The sequence below is a fragment of the Curtobacterium sp. MCPF17_018 genome, from assembly GCF_003234135.1.
Classification (GTDB): domain Bacteria; phylum Actinomycetota; class Actinomycetes; order Actinomycetales; family Microbacteriaceae; genus Curtobacterium; species Curtobacterium flaccumfaciens.
On the sequence record NZ_QKSJ01000011.1, the window covers coordinates 38,508 to 55,659 of the forward strand.

Here is a 17,152-nt window from a genome sequence, read left to right on the forward strand (position 1 = left end):
ACGAACACCATGACGAACCAACTGACCCGCCGCACGCTCTTCGCCGGCGGCGCCTCCGCCCTGGCCCTCGGCGCGCTCGCCGCCTGCTCGTCGCCCGGTCGCCGCACGACGAACCGGTCGGGTGCGCGCACCGTGAGCTACTGGCTCTGGGACGCCAACCAGCAGCCCGCGTACCAGGCCGTCGCCGACGCGTTCCACCGCGCGAACCCGGACATCACCGTGCAGATCACCCAGCTCGGGTGGAACGACTACTGGACCAAGCTCACCGCGGGCTTCATCGCCGGCACCGCGCCCGACGTCTTCACCGACCACCTGACGAAGTTCCCGCAGTACGCCGACCTCGACGTGCTCTACAAGCTCGACGAACTCGACGCCACGAAGAGCATCCGCGACGACGACTACCAGTCCGGGCTCGCCGAACAGTGGAAGGGCCAGGACGGCCACCGCTACGGCTCCCCGAAGGACTGGGACACCGTCGCGATGTTCTACGACGAGAAGGCGATGGCGAAGGCGGGGGTCTCCGCCGAGGAGCTCGGGTCGCTCGAGTGGAACCCGGACGACGGCGGCACGTTCGAGCGGATGCTCGCGCGGCTGACGGTGGACTCGAAGGGCCGACGCGGCGACGAGGACGGCTTCGACAAGGACGACGTCGCCGTCTACGGCATCTCGTCGAACGGCTCGGGCGGTGACGGCTTCGGACAGACCCAGTGGTCGCCGTTCACCGGATCGGTCGACTGGTTCTACACGAACGAGAACCCGTGGGGCGACAGGTTCCGCTACGACGAGCGGGTCGTGCAGGACACCCTCGCCTGGTACTACCGGCTGGCCGAGAAGGGCTACATGGCGAAGTACGGGGTGTTCTCCACCACGACCGGGCCCGAGGTCCAGCTCGGCGCCGGCAAGTGCGCGCTGTCCTTCAACGGCTCGTGGATGATCGGCTCGTACCTGGGCATGGAGGACCTCGACGTCGCGGTCGCGCCCACGCCGATCGGCCCGTCGGGTCACCGTGCCTCGATGTTCAACGGGCTCGGCGACTCGATCACGAAGCAGGCGAAGGACCCCGAGGCCGCGGCGAAGTGGGTGGCGTTCCTGGGCAGTGATGAGGCGCAGCGGATCGTCGGCGAGAGCGGCATCGTGTTCCCGGCCCGTCCCGCGGGCACCGAGGCCGCCGTGGCGTCGTTCCGGAAGCGCGGCCTCGACGTCTCGGCGTTCACCCGGCAGGTCGAGGAGGACACCACGTTCCTGTTCCCGGTCACGAAGAACCCCGCCGACGTGCAGGCGTTGCTGCAGCCCGCCTTCGACGACGTTTACGCGAACGGCAAGCCGATCTCGACGCTGACCGGGGTCAACGAGCAGGTCAACAACCTGCTCGCCCTCACCTGATCGACGCCCTGCTGGTCCGCCCGTCGTCCGCATGCCGCACCGTCCGGTGCGGTGTGCGGACGACGCGTTGACCGTGCCGCCGACCACGATCCAGACTGCAGGGGATGACTTCCCTCACCTCCCTCGTCTACATGTCCGTCGCCGTCGACGACCTGACCGACGACCAGCTGGTCGCCATGCTGCGCGAAGCGCGCCTCCGCAACCACGCGCTCGGCGTCTCCGGGCTCCTGCTCGCCAAGGGCGGCCGCTTCATGCAGGTGCTCGAGGGCCCGGTCTGGAGCGTCGAGGACCGCTTCGCCGCGATCGAGCGCGACCCGCGGCACACCGGCGTGAAGTCGCTGTCGCGTGAGTCCATCAGCACGCGTCGGTTCGACGGCTGGGCGATGGCGTTCGGCAGCCCGACCGGGGACGAGCTCCGTGACGAGCCCGGCTTCAGCACCTTCCTGAGCGACCGCACCGGTCTTCCGACCGGGGTGGCGGGCACGCCCGCCGACTGGCTGCTCCGCTGGTTCCGTGGGCGCGACCTGCAGGACCTGCCCGAGGAGCGCGTCACGCTCGGCCGGCACGCGGCCTGAGACGCACCACCCCTCGGACTGGGCCCACGCCGCCGGTTCCGGGCCGACGCGCCAGCGGCGGACCGGCCGTGCCGGTGGGGAGTGGCGCGGTGCCAGCTGGCACCGTCCCTCCAGACTGTGAGACTGGTCCCGTGGAACGACGTGAGCAGATCCTGGTGGCCGCGGCGGAGGAGTTCGACCGCGTCGGCTTCGCCGGCGCGACGATCGCGGGCATCGCCCGCACGGCGGGCGTCTCGCAGGGCACGCTGCACTTCCACTTCCCGACGAAGCTCGCCCTGGCGCTCGGCGTCATCGGCGAGCAGAACGCCCGCACCTTCGACGTCGTCAGCCACACCGACAGCTCGCCGGTCGCCGCGCTGGTCGGGGCGTCGCACGGCATCGCCGACCTGCTCCGGACCGATCCGATCGTACGGGCGGGGATCCGGCTGTCGCTGGAGCGCGGCGAGTTCCAGACCGCGACGCTGAGCTTCTACGAGCAGTGGATCGGCGGGATCGTCGACGTGTTCCGGTTGGCGATCGCGAGCGGGGAACTCCGGACGGACCTGACCGCGGAGCAGCTCGGATCAACGGTGGTGCCCTACTTCACCGGCGTGCAGCTCGTGTCCGACGTCCGGACGCGGCGCACCGACCTGATGCCGGCGGTGGCGACGATGTGGCGCGTGGTGATCGCGGCGACGGCGGACCCGAAGCACCGCGACCGGCTGCTCGCGGTCGTCGAGGACGCGTTCGGCGCTGACTGAACCGCTGGTACGGCGCTGCGGACGGGTGCGGCGCTGCCGGCGGGTCAGCGGTCGTGCAGCTCGCGGTCGCGGAACCACTTCAGCAGCCAGGCCGCACTGGTCCGGTCGAACGATCGCGGGAAGTCCATCGTGCCGGACAGGAACGGGCTGAAGCCGTCCTCCGAGCGGACGTCGTCGTCGTCCAGCGCCCGGTAGGCCATCGACCAGCCGTCGAAACGTCGGCGCTCGATGTCCTCGCGCACCAGTGACTTGACCTCACCGTGACGTCGGTCCTTCGCGATCACGTCGTACCGGTCCTGCACGCTCCACGCCGGCCCCTCGAGCAGCTGCATGAAGCGGCCGCCCTTGGCGAGCAGGAGTCCGGAGACCCCGAGCGCTTCGTTGCGCAGCCGGGACTCCGCGAGCAGCACCGCCATGGCCTGGTCGTCGAAGGGGACGACGGCACGGCTCATGTAGACGATGGAGACGAGCACTCCTCCATCCTGCTGGGTGGAAGGCCGCTGCGCGAAGTGGATGTCCGCAACGCGCCCTCCGGATCGGCGCTGCGGATCAGCCCTGCGGCAGCTCGTGTGCGGTGACGTCCTCGTTGCGCTTCTTCCGCCACGGGCGGGCCGGGGTGTTCGGACCGTCCCAGACCAGGATCGCGCCCCAGGCGGCGGCGAGCAGCGGCACCGAGATGATCGCGCCCGTGATGCCGGCCAGGACGGTGCCCGCGGTCAGACCGATCAGGATGACGAGGCCGTGCAGCTTGAGCGTGCGACCCATCAGGACCGGCTGCAGGAAGTTGCCCTCGAGCTGGTTGACGACGATCACGATGCCGATCACGAAGAGGGCCTGCACCGGGCCGAGGGCCACGAGCGCGACGAGGGCGGCGAGGATGCCGGCCGCGGTGGCACCGACGATCGGGATGAACGCCGTGATGAACACGATGACGGCCAGCGGCAGGGCGAGGGGGACGCCGACGATCGCGATGCCGACACCGATGCCGATCGCGTCGACCGCAGCGACGGTGGCGGTGCCGCGGACGTACCCGCCGAGGGTCGAGACGACCCGGTCGCCGACGCGGCGTGCGCGGGCGTAGCGCTCACCGGTGAAGGGGCGGAGCAGGAACTCCCAGATGCTCGGGCCGTCCTTCAGGAAGAAGAACAGCACGACGATCATCAGGACGAGCCCGGTCAGGAAGTTCGCGGTGGCCGAGGCACCGGCGAGGGCACCGGAGCCGAACTGCGCGCTCGTGACGAAGTCGGACGCCGACGCGACGGCGTCGTCGATCTGCTTGTCGGAGATCGAGAACGGCAGGTTCTTCGCGAACGTCTGCAGCTGCTGGAACCCGTCGACGGCGGACTTCTGCAGCTGTGCCCACTGGTTCTCGACCGCGACGACGATGAGCCAGCCGATCAGGCCCAGGACCGCGAGGACGCCGATGAGCACCGCGAGGGTGGCCAGCACCGACGGCACCCGGTGCTTGCGGAGCCACGACACCACGGGGTGCATGGCCGACGCGATGATGAGCGCGAGGAGCACGGGGATCGTGACGACGCTGAGGATGTTGCTCGCCCAGACGATGCCGGCGACGACCACCACGACGATGATGAGCTGCAGGCAGCGGGTCGCGAGGTGCCCGGCGGAGTCGGACCACGCGGCCTGGACCCTCGACGGAACGGGCGGAGCGGTCGGGCGTGGAGCGTCGCGGAAGAACGGCATGCCCGAGACGCTACCGACCGGACGGCCGACGCGCCGGTTCCGCCGGCTCGATCGTCCGCCCGGTGTCCTCTCCCCGCGTCGCCGGGGCGACCACGAACGCTGCGACCAGCAGGACGAGGGGCACGAGCATCGCCGTCTGCAGGCCGAGGTGCTCCCCGACGAACCCGAGCAACGGCGGCCCCACCAGGAACGCGATGTACCCGGCGGTGGCCACCACCGACACCCGGCGGTCGCCGTCGGAGGGGTGGTCGCCCGCGGCGGAGATCGACAGGGGGAACCCGAGGGCGATGCCGAGACCCCAGACGCCGGCCGCCGCCGCGGTGACGACCGGACTCGGTGACAGCACGACGAGCAGGACCCCCACCGCACCGACGGCTGCACAGACCCGGACGACCGGGGCGCGACCGAACCGGGCGACGAGCGGGGTGCCGGCCGCGCGACCGATGAGCATGGCCAGGGCGAACCCGGTGAACACGAGGGACCCGACGGACTCCGGAGCGTCGTGGTCGGTGGTCATCAGCAGCGGGAGCCAGTCGCTCGCGGCACCCTCGGCGAAGGCCATCGCCAGGGTGATCACGGCGATCATGGCGAGCTGCACGGTGAGGACGGAGCGGCGGGCTCCCCGACGGGTGCCCGGGGCATGGGCAGGCGCATCGGTGGGTGTGTCACGGGGCACCGGCCGCAGGTTCAGGGCCGCGAACACCGCCAGCGCGGCCATCACCGCGGCACCGACGAGCAGGTGCACCCCGACCGGGGTCCGCGCGGCCGTCATGGCGATGCCGACGACCCCACCGACCACGCTGCCGAGGCTGAAGCAGGCGTGCAGCACCGGCACGACCGGTCGTCCGATCTGCCGTTCGACCGCGGCGGCCTCGACGTTCAGCCCGATCTCGGCGACCCCCGCCCCGAAGCCGATCAGGAACAGCCCGGCCCAGACCCCGGCGGCGACCTGCGCCGGGGCGAGCAGCGCGACGAGCACCATGCCGACGACGGGCAGCGCGCCCCCGAGCAGGATGAGCGGGCGGTTGCCGAGCCGCCGCACCAGGGCCCCGGCACCGAGGATCCCGATCATCGACCCGATCGACAGCCCGAGCAGGACGAGGCCCATCGCCTCGATCGAGGCACCGAGCTCGTCGCGGATCGCGGGCGTCCGGGTGATCCACGTCGCGATCCCGAACCCGGTCACCGTCGACGTGGCGAAGAGTGCGAGTCGATGCCGCCCGGCCATGCCCCCATCTGATCGGTCCCCGGGCGGCCCGTCAAGGGCGACCGCGTCCCGCGCCTAGGATCGGGCGCATGGCGACCGTCCTCCTCGTCCGTCACGGACGCACCACCGCGAACGCCACCGGCGTCCTCGCCGGACGCACCGCCGGCGTGCGACTCGACGCCGTCGGCCGCACCCAGGCCGAGCGGACCGCGGAGCGCATCGCCGCGGTGCCCGTCGTCGCCGTGGTGTCGAGTCCGCTCGAGCGCTGCCGGCAGACGGCCCGTGCGATCCTCGACCGGCAGACCGACCGGCAGACCGACCGGCAGACCGGGTCACCCGCCTCGCTGATCGAGCGGGCCATCACCGAGGCCGACTACGGGCAGTGGCAGGGCCGGAAGCTCGCCGACCTGGCGAAGGAGCCCCTCTGGCGCACGGTGCAGGCGAACCCGAGCGCCGTCGTGTTCCCCGGCGGTGAGTCCATGCAGACGATGCAGTCCCGGGCCGTCGCGGCCGTCCGGCGCATCGACGCCGAGGTCGAGGCGGAGCACGGACCCGGCGCGGTCTGGGTCGCGGTGAGCCACGGCGACATCATCAAGAGCGTCCTGGCCGACGCGTTCGGCATGCACCTGGACCTGTTCCAGCGCATCGGCGTCGGCCCGGCCTCGGTGTCCGTCGTGCGCTACGGCGAGCACCGCCCCGAGGTCGTCGCGACGAACACCGAGTCGGGCGACCTGTCCTGGCTGCGCACCGCCCCGGCACCCAGCGGGGACGCCGCGGTCGGCGGCGGCGCGGGCCATCCGGAACCCGATGCGCACACCGGCACCGGGCGTCCGGCACCCGACGCGCCCGCGGGTCCTGCCCGACCCTGAACGGGCGGAGCCGAGCGCTCCTACAATGCGGGTATGCCCACCATCGTCCACGGCTTCGACTGGCCGGACCGCCTCGTCGTCGGCACCATCGGCCGTCCGGGTGAGCGCGCCTTCTACATCCAGGCCCGCTCCGGTCGACGCGTCACCAGCGTCGCGCTCGAGAAGGAGCAGACCGCCGTGCTCGCCGACAAGATCGACGAGCTCCTCGACGAGGTCGCGACCGTCGACGACAACCGCTTCAGCGTGCCGCCGTCGGTGCCGGTCGAACTCCGCGACCCGGAGCCGCTCGACCAGCCCGTCGAGCCCGAGTTCCGCGCGGGAGCACTGAGCCTGGGCTTCGACCCCTCCACCGCGCAGGTCGTCATCGAGGCGTACCCGATCGACGACGAGGTCGAGATCGTGTCCGAGGAGAGCGAGGACGGCATCGAGATCGAAGCCGTCGTCGAGATCCCCGAGCCCGCGGAGCTGTTCCAGGTGAAGATCCCGGTCGGCACCGCCCGGGCCTTCGTCGAGCGCACGCGCGAGGTCGTCGCCGCCGGTCGTCCGCCCGGCGACGCATGAGCGACGGCTCGCTGTCCGTCCGGGCGCGCATCCGCGAGGCGTCCAACGCCACCTTCCTCGCCGAACTCGACGGCGCGACCGTCGTCTACAAGCCCATCGAGGGCGAGCGCCCGCTGTGGGACTTCCCGGACGGCACGCTCGCCGGCCGCGAGATCGCCGCGCACCTGGTCTCCGAGGCGTTCGGCTGGGGTGTCGTCCCGCCCACGTGGATGGGCGACGGTCCGTTCGGCCCTGGCATGGTGCAGCGCTGGCAGGACGTCGACCCCGAGCAGGACGCCGTCGACCTGGTGGCGCCGGAGCTCGCCGAGGCGGACGATTCGCCCTGGCTGCCCGTGCTCGAGGCGATCGACGAACAGGACCAGCCCGTCACGCTCGTGCACGAGGACTCCGAGGCCCTGCGCCGGATGGCCGTCTTCGACGTGGTCGTGAACAACGCCGACCGCAAGGGTGGGCACGTGCTCGCGATGCCCGACGGCCACCGCTTCGGCGTCGACCACGGGCTCACCTTCCACGTCGAGCACAAGCTCCGGACGGTCCTGTGGGGCTGGATCGGGGAGCCGCTCGGGCCGGACGAGCTCGAGGGCCTCGACCGGGTGTCCGAAGCCCTGCGCGGCGGTCTCGGCGACGAGCTCGCCGAGCACCTGACGGACGAGGAGATCGACACGCTCCGAGCGCGCTGCGCGGCCCTGCGTGCCGTCGGGATCTTCCCGCCGCCGCCCGGTCACGGCCCCGCCGTGCCCTGGCCACTGTTCTAGACGCACCCGACAATGGACTGGAGGCCCGTGGCGGTCTCGCCACGGGCCTCCAGTCCGTCCCGTGAGGGCTTCAGAGCCCCCGGTCGTCGCGGAAGAGCGCGCCGTCGGCCCCGCGACGCGAGCCGAGGTACGAGCCGACCACGGCGACCCCGAGGTCGTCGTTCTCCGGTGCCACGACGCTGCCGTCCACCCGCTTCGCCATCGCGTCGATGAACCGGGCGAGCCCCGGGTCCTCGCCGAGGCGGAAGAACGTCGTCTGGGCGCCGAGGCGTCCGGCGTTCTCGAGCTCCCGCACGGTCAGCGCGATCGTCACCGGGTCGGGCGGGTAGTCGAACCAGACCTGCCCGTTCGGCTCGAGGTGCGACGTCGGCTCGCCGTCGGTGACGATGAGGAGCACCGGTTGGGCCGTGGGGTGCTTGCGGAAGTGCCGGTTGGCGAGCAGCAGGGCGTGGTGCAGGTTGGTGCCCTTGTCCCACATCGCGTCGAGACCGACGAGCTGTTCGACGTCCATCACCTCGGCCTCGCGACCGAACGCGATGAGCTGCAGGTCGTCGCCGCGGAACCTGGTCGACACCAGGGTGTGCAGCGCCAGGGCGGTGCGCTTCATCGGCACCCAGCGGTCCTCCATGGCCATCGAGAACGACGTGTCGACGAGCAGCGCGACGCAGGCCTGGGTGCGTGCCTCGGTCTCCTGCACCTCGACGTCCTCGATGCTCAGGCGCACGCCGGCACCCGCTCGACCGCTGGCCGCCGTCCGCACCACGGCGTTCGTGACGGTGCGGGGGATGTCCCACGGCTCGGTGTCGCCGAACGCCCACTGCCGCGACGCACCCGAGGGCTCGCCCGCGGCGCCCGAGCGACGGAGGTCCCGCGCGCCCTGGCGACCGGACATCCGCTGGGCGACGTCCTTGAGCAGGCTCTTGCCGAGCTGCCGCATCGCCTTCGGGGTCAGCCGGAGCTGCCCGTCGGCACCGCGGCGCAGCGCCCCGGAGTTCCGGAGCGCCTGCTCGAGACGCTGCAGGGTCTTCGCGTCGACCGCCGCCTCGTCACCGAGCTGCCGGGACAGCGCGTCGAGGTCCAGGTCGTCGAGCTCCGAGCCCGGCCCGGACTGGGCGAGCTGGTCGGCGAGGGCGTCGAGGTCCGCGATGTCCTGGAACACCCCGGTGCCGTCGCCCAGCCCGAGGCCCTGTTCGCCGTCCATGCGTTCCGATCCGCCCCAGTCCTCGCCGGGACGCAGTGCGCGAAGGTTGCCGTCGAGCTGGGACAGCTGCCCCATCAGGTCGGGGGAGCCGAAGGCCTGCTGGGCGAGGGCGTCGAGTTCGTCCCGCTGCTCCTGGGTCATCGAGTTCCGCATGCGCTGCGCCGCGGCCGCGCGGGCTGCCAGGTCGTCGAGCAGCTCGTCGACGTTCGCGGGGTCCGACGGGAAGTACTCGCCGTGCTGGTCCATGAACTCGTCGAACTGCTGCTGGGTGTCCTCGCCGCGGGCGTGCGCCTCGAGCAGGGCGTTGAGGTCCTGCATCATCGCGCTGACCGCGGCCCGGTCCTGGTCGGTGGCGCCCTCGAGCGCCTGCTTCATGCCGGCGAAGCGCTGGTCGAGCACCTCGCGGCCGAGCAGGTCCTTGATCTCGTCGTACTTCCGGCGCGCGGTCGGGCTCGTCCAGTCGTAGTCGCCGAGCTCCTGCACCGCGGCGGCGGGGGAGGGTGACAGGCTGTCGAGCTGCAGTTCGGCCAGGGCCCGGTCGCCGTCGTCGAGGTCGACGTTGCGGGCGAGCTCCCCGCGCTCGGCGAGCAGCGCCTGCTCGAGGAGCTCGCGCACCCGCTGCAGGGTGCCGTCGAGGTTGTTCCTGCTCGTCAGCTCACGGCGGCGCTCGGCCACCCGTCGGGCCAGGTCGTCGAGGCCGCGCTGCGTCCGGCCGCCGCGCCGCAGGAACTCCCGCATCGCCCGCTCGGGCGACGTGCCGCCCATCACGTCCTGCCCGATGGCGTCGAGCGCCTCGGCCAGGTCGACCGGGGCGGCGAGCGGGTCGGGTCCGTCGGTGTAGCGGCCGTACCGGGTGTCGCGCGTCAGGCGCCGGTTCTGCCTAGCCATAGACGGCTTCGCCCCCGCCGGACTCCTTGCTGATGCGCCGGGCCAGGAACAGCCCCTCGAGGGCGAGCTCGATCGCGCCGGCGCGTTCGCCGTCGTTCGTCGCACCCATCCGGTCGCACACCTGGTCGTACAGGTCGGACTCACCGATCGACGGCAGGCCTTCGAGGAACGCCCGGGCGCTGACCTGCTCGCCCGTGGTCACCATCGTGCCGCCCTCGAGCGCGTCCACGAGCACCGTGAAGTCGAGGCCCTTGAACCGGGAGCGCACGGTCTCGGCGGTCGCGGTGCGGAGCAGGTGCTCGAGGACCTCGTCGGCCCGGTCCTCTTCGCCGTTCTCGAACTCGATCTTGCCGCCGAGGACGTCCACCGCGGTCTCGAGGTCGATCGGCCGCGCGACCGCCTCGTCCTCGCCCTGGCGAGCTGCGCGGTGCACCGCGGCGGCGGACACCGTCTCGGCACCGGCGATCGCGAACCGGGCGCTCACACCGCTGCGCTGGTCGACGGCGCTCGAACCACGCAGTGCCCGGGTGAACCGGGCGAGGATCTCGATCAGGGCGTCCGGGACCTCGGCCGTCAGCTGCGTTTCCTGCCGGATGACGGCGATCTCGTCGTCGAGCTCGATCGGGTAGTGCGTGCGGATCTCGGCGCCGAAGCGGTCCTTCAGCGGCGTGATGATCCGGCCGCGGTTCGTGTAGTCCTCGGGGTTCGCGCTCGCCACGACGAGCACGTCGAGCGGCAGCCGCAGCACGTAGCCGCGGATCTGGACGTCGCGCTCCTCCATCACGTTGAGCATCGCGACCTGGATGCGTTCGGCCAGGTCGGGCAGCTCGTTGATCGCGACGATGCCACGGTGCCCACGGGGGACGAGCCCGAAGTGGATGGTCTCCGGGTCGCCCAGGCTACGGCCCTCGGCGACCTTCATCGGGTCGACGTCCCCGATCAGGTCGGCGACGCTCGTGTCCGGCGTCGCGAGCTTCTCGACGTAGCGGTCGTCCCGGTGCCGCCAGCTGATCGGCAGGGCGTCGCCGAGGTCGTCGGCACGCCGGATGCTCGCGGTGGTGATCGGTTCGTACGGGTGCTCGCCGAGCTCGGAGCCGGTGATGACCGGCGTCCACTCGTCGAGCAGGCCCTGCAGGGTGCGGAGCAGCCGGGTCTTGCCCTGGCCGCGCTCGCCGAGCAGGACGACGTCGTGGCCGGCGATCAGGGCGCGTTCGAGCTGGGGGATGACGGTGGTCTCGAAGCCGTGCAGCCCGGGCCACGGATCGGTGCCCTGGCGCAGGGCGGTCAGCAGGTTGTCGCGGATCTCGGCGCGGACCGTCTTCTGGACGTGACCAGAGGTGCGGAGCTCGCCGACCGTGCGGATGTCAGGTCGGGTCACGTTCTGGACGTTACGCCGTTGCGGACCGGAGGCGCGGTGTCAGCCCGCACCGCGCCTCCAGCCCGCTTGTGGGTTCCCATCGCACTTGCGATCATTGGGATCCCGGCGACGGAGCCGGATTCGAAGTAGGGGGATCCGGCTCCGTCCCCGGTTCCTCGTTCCGCATCTGAACCACATCGGCGATCTCGGCGTACGGTCCCATTTCGTGAGCAGCGCGAACGCAACCATCAAGAGCCTGGTGCCCGCCAGGATGGACCGCTTGCCGTGGACCCGGTTCCACTGGAGCGTCGTCGTCGGACTCGGCGTGTCCTGGATCCTCGACGGTCTCGAGATCCAGATCGTCTCGAACGCGGGCTTCCAGGCGGACCTGAACCTGTCCACGCAGCAGGTGACGTCCCTCGGCACGATCTACCTGGTCGGCCAGGTCGTCGGTGCCCTGGTGTTCGGGCGCATGTCCGACCGACTGGGGCGGCGCAAGCTGTTCATCCTGACGCTCGCGATCTACCTGATCGGTTCGGGCATCGCGGGCCTCGCGCAGGACTTCTGGTTCCTGGCGGCCTTCCGGTTCGTCGCGGGGTTGGGCATCGGCGGCGAGTACGCGGCGATCAACTCGGCGATCGACGAGCTCATCCCGGCGAAGTACCGCGGGCACGTCGACATCGCCATCAACGGCACGTACTGGGGCGGTGCCGCACTCGGCGCGTTCGCGAACATCTACCTGCTCGACACGTCCTACTTCGCCGAGAACATCGGCTGGCGCATCGGGTTCTTCCTCGGCCCGGTGCTCGGCATCGCGATCATCTTCCTGCGACGGCACATCCCGGAGAGTCCGCGGTGGCTGATGACGCACGGGCGCGAGCAAGAGGCCGAGGCCACCGTCTCGCGCATCGAGGAGTCGGTGGAGAAGGCGACCGGCAAGCCCCTGCCGGAGGTCGACCAGTCGAAGGCGATGACGGTCACGCCGACCGACCGCGTCGGGTTCCTCGCCATCGCGCGCGTGCTGCTGAAGCAGTACCCGACCCGCACGCTCGTCGGCGCGACGATGATGATCACGCAGGCGTTCCTGTACAACGCGATCTTCTTCACCTACGCCCTGGTCCTCACGAACTTCTTCGGCCTGAAGACGGCGGAGACGGCGGTCTACTTCTTCCCGTTCGCGATCGGCAACCTGCTCGGCCCGATCATCCTGGGGCGCTTCTTCGACACCTGGGGTCGACGCCAGATGATCTTCCTGACGTACCTGGTGTCCGGCCTCGTGCTCGCCACGTCGGCGTTCCTGTTCCGAGCCGACGCGATCTCGGCGACCGTGCAGGTCGCGTTCTGGTGCGTCTCGTTCTTCTTCGCCTCGGCCGGGGCGTCGAGCGCCTACCTGACCGTCAGCGAGATCTTCCCGCTCGAGCTGCGGTCGCAGGCCATCTCGTACTTCTTCGCCCTGGCGCAGATCTTCGGTGCGGTCGCGCCGGCCATCTACGGCGCCTTCATCGGTGACGGGTCGTCGCGGGAGCCGCTGTTCTGGGGGTACCTGCTCGGATCCGCGGTGATGATCGGTGGCGGCGTGGTGGCCCTGATATTCGGGGTCGACGCCGCGCGGAAGGGGCTGGAGGACGTCACCCAACCGCTCTCGGTGCTCACCGGGGACGCGAAGTCCGACCGGAGGTGAGCCCGGCGGCGGTCTGACATTCTGTATTCAGAGTGTTTAGCGCCGCCGTCGCCGCGCTGTCACTGTGCGTGCATGGCACTCCTCCACAGCACGACACCGGCCACCACGATCCACGGCAGCGACCGCCCTCGCCTCGGGGGTGCCGCCCGTGCGTGAGCCTGGGGTGATGGAGCACACCCCCACCCGAGCCGGCGCCGACGGACTCGATCCCCACGGCCTGCGCCGCAGCCTGCTGCGCGACGCGGTGTTCCTGCGACTGCTCGACAACGTCCTGCGGGGGGAGTACCGCCGCGGGCAGCGGCTGCGGCTCGACACCCTGGCATCGGACATGCGGGTGTCGCGCACACCGGTGCGCGAAGCCCTCGTGACCCTCGAGTCCCTGCAACTGGCCAGCGTGCAGCGGTACGTCGGTGTCGTGATCTCGCAGTGGTCGGTCGACCAGATGATCGAGCGACTGCGGATCGCCCAGGCCCTGCTCGTCGATCCGCCGTCGAACTCCGTCGGGTACCAGGACCGGTTCGACAAGGCGTGGCTGCGCGACTGCTGGACCGAAGCAGGTGCCTTCGTCGAACTCGGGGCCTGGTACCTGCGGCGCCGCGGGTCGTCGGTCAGCGGCGACTGGTTGCTGTCGCAGCGCATCGTGCTCGACATGTTCTTCACCGACGACGTCGCCCTGGCGAACGGCATCGATGCGGTGGTCGACCGCCGACGACGGGTCGCGATCGTCGAGCGGGCCGTGGACGCGGCGGAGCGAGACGCCCTCGACGACTGCGCCGCGGCGCTCCTCGACCTGTCGTCCGCCCTGATCGCGCTGCCGGAGCGCTTCCGGGTGGTCGTGTCGGCCTGAACCGGCGGCGGCTGCGGATCCGCTCAGCTCCGCGCCCACCGCCGTGGTCCACGGGTCCCGACGCCGCGCAGTGAGCGGTGCCGGTGCCCCTCGCACTGGATCGTCAGGCAACGTCGTGGCAGCCTTGACCGGTTGCCGTCCCCGGCGTGTCCACCGACGACAGGAGTGCCCGTGAACGACGTCCGCGATCGATCCCACCGCTTGAACCGAGCACCAGGGATCGCACGGCACGGACGTCTGCGGCGCTCGAGCCCCCTCGCGACCGCTGCCAAGACGGTGTCCGCCGTCGTCGCAGTGGCCCTGGTGAGCTCGGTCTCCGTGACGGCGATCGCGGCGAAGCAGGTCACGGACGACCTCGGTGACGGCGTCGAGATCCAGGGCCAGCCCGCACCGCAGGCGCAGGGCGGTGCGAAGCCGCTCAGTGCCTTCACGGGCGGGTTCAACGTGCTCGTCGTCGGCACCGACAACGACCCTGACCAGAGCCCGGCGTTCGGAGAGCGCGACGCGACCCTCAACGACGTCAACATCCTGCTGCACGTCTCGGCCGACCACACCAACGCGACCGCGGTGAGCATCCCGCGCGACCTCGTCACGCCGATCCCGGCCTGCAAGAAGACCGACGGCACGGGCACCGCGCCGGCGATGGCGGCGCAGCCGATCAACACCTCGTTCGGCGAGGGCGGCCTGAACTGCGTCACGCAGACGGTCGCCGGGCTGACCGGACTCGACATCCAGTACTCGGCCGCGGTGTCCTTCAAGGGCGTCATCGAGATGTCGAACGCGATCGGTGGCGTGCCCGTCTGCGTCGCCCAGCCCATCACCGACTCCTACACCGGGCTGGACCTGCCCGCCGGCACCTCGACCCTGCAGGGTGACGAGGCCCTGGCGTTCCTGCGCACCCGGCACGGCGTCGGCGACGGGTCGGACCTCGGCCGGATCTCGAGCCAGCAGGTGTTCCTGTCGTCGCTGCTCCGCACCGTGAAGTCGAACGACACCCTCGGTTCGCCGGCCCGCCTGTACAAGCTGGCCCGGGCGGCGGCGTCGAACATGCAGCTGTCCCAGAGCCTGAACGACATCGGGACGATGGTGCAGATGGGCCTGGCGCTGCGCGATCTGCCGCTGGCGCAGGTGAACTTCGTGCAGTACCCGGGCACCACGGGCGGCACCGGTGTCTACGAGGGCAAGGTCGAGCCGACGACGTACCTGGCCGACCGGCTGTTCGCGAAGATCAAGGCCGACCAGTCGTTCTCCCTCGGGGCGGACAGCACGGGCATCGGGTCGGAGACGAGTCCGACGCAGCCGAACCCGAGGCAGCCGACCGCTGCAGCGTCGTCGCCGACCGCTGCACCGTCGTCGCCGGCCGCTGCGCCGGAGCCGGCGACCCCGGCAGCGCCGTCGTCCGCTGCGCCGCGCACCCCCTCGGCGACGCCCGAGACCATCGATGGGCTCGAGGGGCAGTCCGCCGACCAGCAGACCTGCTCGAAGGCGTTCGGGTACTGACGCGCGGCGCAGGCGGTCCCTCGCTGTCCCCGAGTCTCGGCTGCGCGGACTCTTTGCGGCCCGCAACCCCCGCGAACTGTCCGCGGGGACGAGTCTCGGCTCGGTGCCTCCCCGCCCCGAACACAGAAACGGGGGCGCGGTGGTGGGCCGCGCCCCCAGGGGAAGTCGCTCCCCGCCGGGCGCCACGCGATCGGGCGCGCCGGGCCCGCACGGGGAACGACGTCGGGTGCTGTGTCGCGACGACGGGGACGAGCCCCGGAACGTGATTGCCGCGTCCCGATGATGCTATGCAGTGGGGTACGCCCCGACAACCCCCACGTGTCCCCACTTCGGGGGACCGCGCGCGACAGGTCGTGCCACGCGCGGGCGTGCGTCGGGTCGAGAGTGGCGCGGTCCTCCTGTATGGTGGTCGCAGCGCTCGCGAGAGTGCTTGGAGACGTCGCATAGTCCGGCCGAGTGCACCACCCTGCTAAGGTGGAGTCCCCTTTGAGGGGACCGAGGGTTCAAATCCCTCCGTCTCCGCACTGCACGAACTGCAGCACGAAACCCCGGTCCGATCGGACCGGGGTTTCGTCGTTCCCGGGCGCCTCGCATAGTGGCCGAGCCCGCTGGAACCAGGTTCCGGACACCACACCGCGGAAACGCCCGGTGCTGTGTCCGGAACCAGGTTCCGCGGCTCGAGGGCGCGCGCGTCTGACCTCGGGTCACCTCGCACCCGGCCTGGAGGCTCGGCGCACCTCCGCCCCGCCGGCGTCGGCCCCGGCGTGGTCGCCACTCAGGCGCGCGGCGGCCCCGTCGTCGACCGCACGACGAGCGTCGGCGGCACGAGCGTCCGGATGGGATCTGGGGGAGCCGCCGCGACCGCGCCGATCCGCTCGACCAACCGCGCAGCCGCCAGGCGCCCGACCTCGTCGTTGTGCGGGTCGACCGTCGTCAGGCGCAACAGGGGTGACGCGGCGAGCGGGGTCTCGTCGTTGCCGATCACCGAGATGTCCTGCGGCACGCGGAGTCCGGCTTCCTGCACGGCGGCGATCGCGCCCATCGCCATGACGTCGTTCGCGGCGAACACCGCGGTCAGGTCGGGGTGCTCCCGGAGTGCGAGCCGCACGCCCTCGTAGCCGGTCGATTCCGAGGTCGGGCCGGAGCCGTAGACCAGCGGCTCGATGCCGGAGGCGACCAGCTGCGCGACGGTGGCCTGACGGCGGACGGCAGCCGGGCCTCCCGAGCCGGTGACGTGGGCGATGCGGCGGTGACCCAGTCCGATCAGGTGATCCGCTGCCAACCGCCCGCCGGCGGCTTCGTCGGAGGCGACCACGTCGAGTCCGCCCGGTACGTCCTCGCGCGCGCCGGCGATCACGACCGGGGTGTCGGCGGGGACGACGACGTCGGGGAAGCCCTCGGCGGCGAGCACCACGCCGTCGACCCGCAGGGAGACCAGGTCGTCGAAGGGCGAGGAGTCGAGGTGGGCGTTGGCGCGGGTGTCGGCGAGGGTGAGGCGGAGTCCGTGCGGGGCGAGGGCCTCACGGATGCCGTCGAGCATCGGGACGTACCAGGGGTTCCGGAAGTCATCGACGATGACCCCGATGGTGCGGGTCCGGGTGCCGGCGAGGATGGCGGCGGCGCGGTTCGGGCGGTAGCCGAGCTCCGCGACGGCGGCGAGCACCGCGGACCGGCGAGCGGGGGAGACCCCGGGGTCGTCGCGCAGCACCATCGACACCAGCGACTTCGAGACGCCCGCGCGTGCGGCGACGTCGATGATCGTCGGCGGGCGAGGGGTCACGCTGAGCCTTTCCGGCACGGTGCTTGACAGGACATGGGCTGGTGCGGCTACAGTCTACCGACACGTTCTGGAACGTTCCAGAATCGGGATCCAGCGACCTTCTC

The 17,152-nt window shown here is 71.4% G+C and carries 15 protein-coding genes and 1 tRNA gene; 10 read left to right on the forward strand and 6 right to left on the reverse strand.

Annotated elements, in window-relative coordinates:
- Positions 1–9: 9 nt before the first annotated feature.
- The 3 genes from DEJ27_RS13445 to DEJ27_RS13455 all read left to right on the forward strand — a co-directional run bounded on the left by DEJ27_RS13445 (position 10) and on the right by DEJ27_RS13455 (position 2,698).
- On the forward strand, positions 10–1,383 hold the full coding sequence (locus tag DEJ27_RS13445; RefSeq protein WP_220035393.1) for a sugar ABC transporter substrate-binding protein: 1,374 nt from the start codon (positions 10–12) through the stop codon (positions 1,381–1,383).
- A 104-nt stretch (positions 1,384–1,487) separates the two neighbouring features.
- Positions 1,488–1,958: a BLUF domain-containing protein gene (locus tag DEJ27_RS13450; RefSeq protein WP_110862432.1), complete on the forward strand. Its 471-nt coding sequence runs from the start codon at positions 1,488–1,490 to the stop codon at positions 1,956–1,958.
- A 131-nt stretch (positions 1,959–2,089) separates the two neighbouring features.
- Positions 2,090–2,698, forward strand: coding sequence for a ScbR family autoregulator-binding transcription factor (locus DEJ27_RS13455; protein ID WP_181420156.1), 609 nt, complete (start codon positions 2,090–2,092; stop codon positions 2,696–2,698).
- Positions 2,699–2,742: 44 nt separating this feature from the next.
- On the opposite strand, the gene DEJ27_RS13460 is transcribed toward DEJ27_RS13455, so the two are convergent.
- The 3 genes from DEJ27_RS13460 to DEJ27_RS13470 all read right to left on the reverse strand — a co-directional run bounded on the left by DEJ27_RS13460 (position 2,743) and on the right by DEJ27_RS13470 (position 5,630).
- Positions 2,743–3,171 carry a BLUF domain-containing protein gene (locus tag DEJ27_RS13460; RefSeq protein WP_110862434.1) on the reverse strand — a complete coding sequence of 143 codons (429 nt, stop codon included), beginning with the start codon at positions 3,169–3,171 and terminating at the stop codon, positions 2,743–2,745.
- Positions 3,172–3,247: 76 nt separating this feature from the next.
- Complete coding sequence (locus tag DEJ27_RS13465) at positions 3,248–4,402, reverse strand: AI-2E family transporter (protein WP_111091153.1); 1,155 nt, start codon at positions 4,400–4,402, stop codon at positions 3,248–3,250.
- Between the two features lie 10 nt (positions 4,403–4,412).
- On the reverse strand, positions 4,413–5,630 hold the full coding sequence (locus DEJ27_RS13470) for an MFS transporter (protein ID WP_111091155.1): 1,218 nt from the start codon (positions 5,628–5,630) through the stop codon (positions 4,413–4,415).
- Positions 5,631–5,698: 68 nt separating this feature from the next.
- On the opposite strand from DEJ27_RS13470, the gene DEJ27_RS13475 reads away from it, so the two are divergent.
- The 3 genes from DEJ27_RS13475 to DEJ27_RS13485 are packed head-to-tail and all read left to right on the forward strand — an operon-like array spanning position 5,699 to position 7,794.
- Positions 5,699–6,478 carry an MSMEG_4193 family putative phosphomutase gene (locus tag DEJ27_RS13475; protein WP_111091157.1) on the forward strand — a complete coding sequence of 260 codons (780 nt, stop codon included), beginning with the start codon at positions 5,699–5,701 and terminating at the stop codon, positions 6,476–6,478.
- 33 nt (positions 6,479–6,511) lie between these two features.
- Entirely contained in the window at positions 6,512–7,039 is a 528-nt protein-coding gene (locus DEJ27_RS13480) for a DUF3090 domain-containing protein (protein ID WP_110862438.1), read from the forward strand.
- On the forward strand, positions 7,036–7,794 hold the full coding sequence (locus DEJ27_RS13485) for an SCO1664 family protein (RefSeq protein ID WP_110862439.1): 759 nt from the start codon (positions 7,036–7,038) through the stop codon (positions 7,792–7,794). The genes DEJ27_RS13480 and DEJ27_RS13485 overlap by 4 nt, the downstream gene beginning before the upstream one ends.
- A 70-nt stretch (positions 7,795–7,864) precedes the next feature.
- Here DEJ27_RS13485 and DEJ27_RS13490 read toward each other — a convergent pair whose 3' ends face one another.
- Both DEJ27_RS13490 and DEJ27_RS13495 read right to left on the reverse strand, forming a co-directional pair.
- On the reverse strand, positions 7,865–9,883 hold the full coding sequence (locus DEJ27_RS13490) for a VWA domain-containing protein (protein WP_111091159.1): 2,019 nt from the start codon (positions 9,881–9,883) through the stop codon (positions 7,865–7,867).
- Positions 9,876–11,261 carry an AAA family ATPase gene (locus tag DEJ27_RS13495; protein ID WP_111091161.1) on the reverse strand — a complete coding sequence of 462 codons (1,386 nt, stop codon included), beginning with the start codon at positions 11,259–11,261 and terminating at the stop codon, positions 9,876–9,878. The genes DEJ27_RS13490 and DEJ27_RS13495 overlap by 8 nt, the downstream gene beginning before the upstream one ends.
- 205 nt (positions 11,262–11,466) lie before the next feature.
- Between DEJ27_RS13495 and DEJ27_RS13500 the strand changes: the two genes are divergently transcribed.
- The 4 genes from DEJ27_RS13500 to DEJ27_RS13515 all read left to right on the forward strand — a co-directional run bounded on the left by DEJ27_RS13500 (position 11,467) and on the right by DEJ27_RS13515 (position 15,790).
- Positions 11,467–12,921, forward strand: a complete 1,455-nt coding sequence (locus DEJ27_RS13500) for an MFS transporter (protein ID WP_375231898.1) — start codon at positions 11,467–11,469, stop codon at positions 12,919–12,921.
- A 166-nt stretch (positions 12,922–13,087) separates the two neighbouring features.
- Positions 13,088–13,768, forward strand: a complete 681-nt coding sequence (locus DEJ27_RS13505) for a GntR family transcriptional regulator (protein WP_111091163.1) — start codon at positions 13,088–13,090, stop codon at positions 13,766–13,768.
- Positions 13,769–13,969: 201 nt separating this feature from the next.
- Positions 13,970–15,268 carry an LCP family protein gene (locus DEJ27_RS13510; RefSeq protein ID WP_258370361.1) on the forward strand — a complete coding sequence of 433 codons (1,299 nt, stop codon included), beginning with the start codon at positions 13,970–13,972 and terminating at the stop codon, positions 15,266–15,268.
- A 432-nt stretch (positions 15,269–15,700) separates the two neighbouring features.
- Positions 15,701–15,790: transfer RNA gene (locus DEJ27_RS13515), tRNA-Ser, on the forward strand.
- A gap of 253 nt (positions 15,791–16,043) precedes the next feature.
- Here the strand turns inward: DEJ27_RS13515 and DEJ27_RS13520 are convergent.
- A complete protein-coding gene (locus DEJ27_RS13520; RefSeq protein WP_111091166.1) occupies positions 16,044–17,048 on the reverse strand; it encodes a LacI family DNA-binding transcriptional regulator in 1,005 nt (334 codons plus the stop codon).
- Positions 17,049–17,152: the final 104 nt, after the last annotated feature.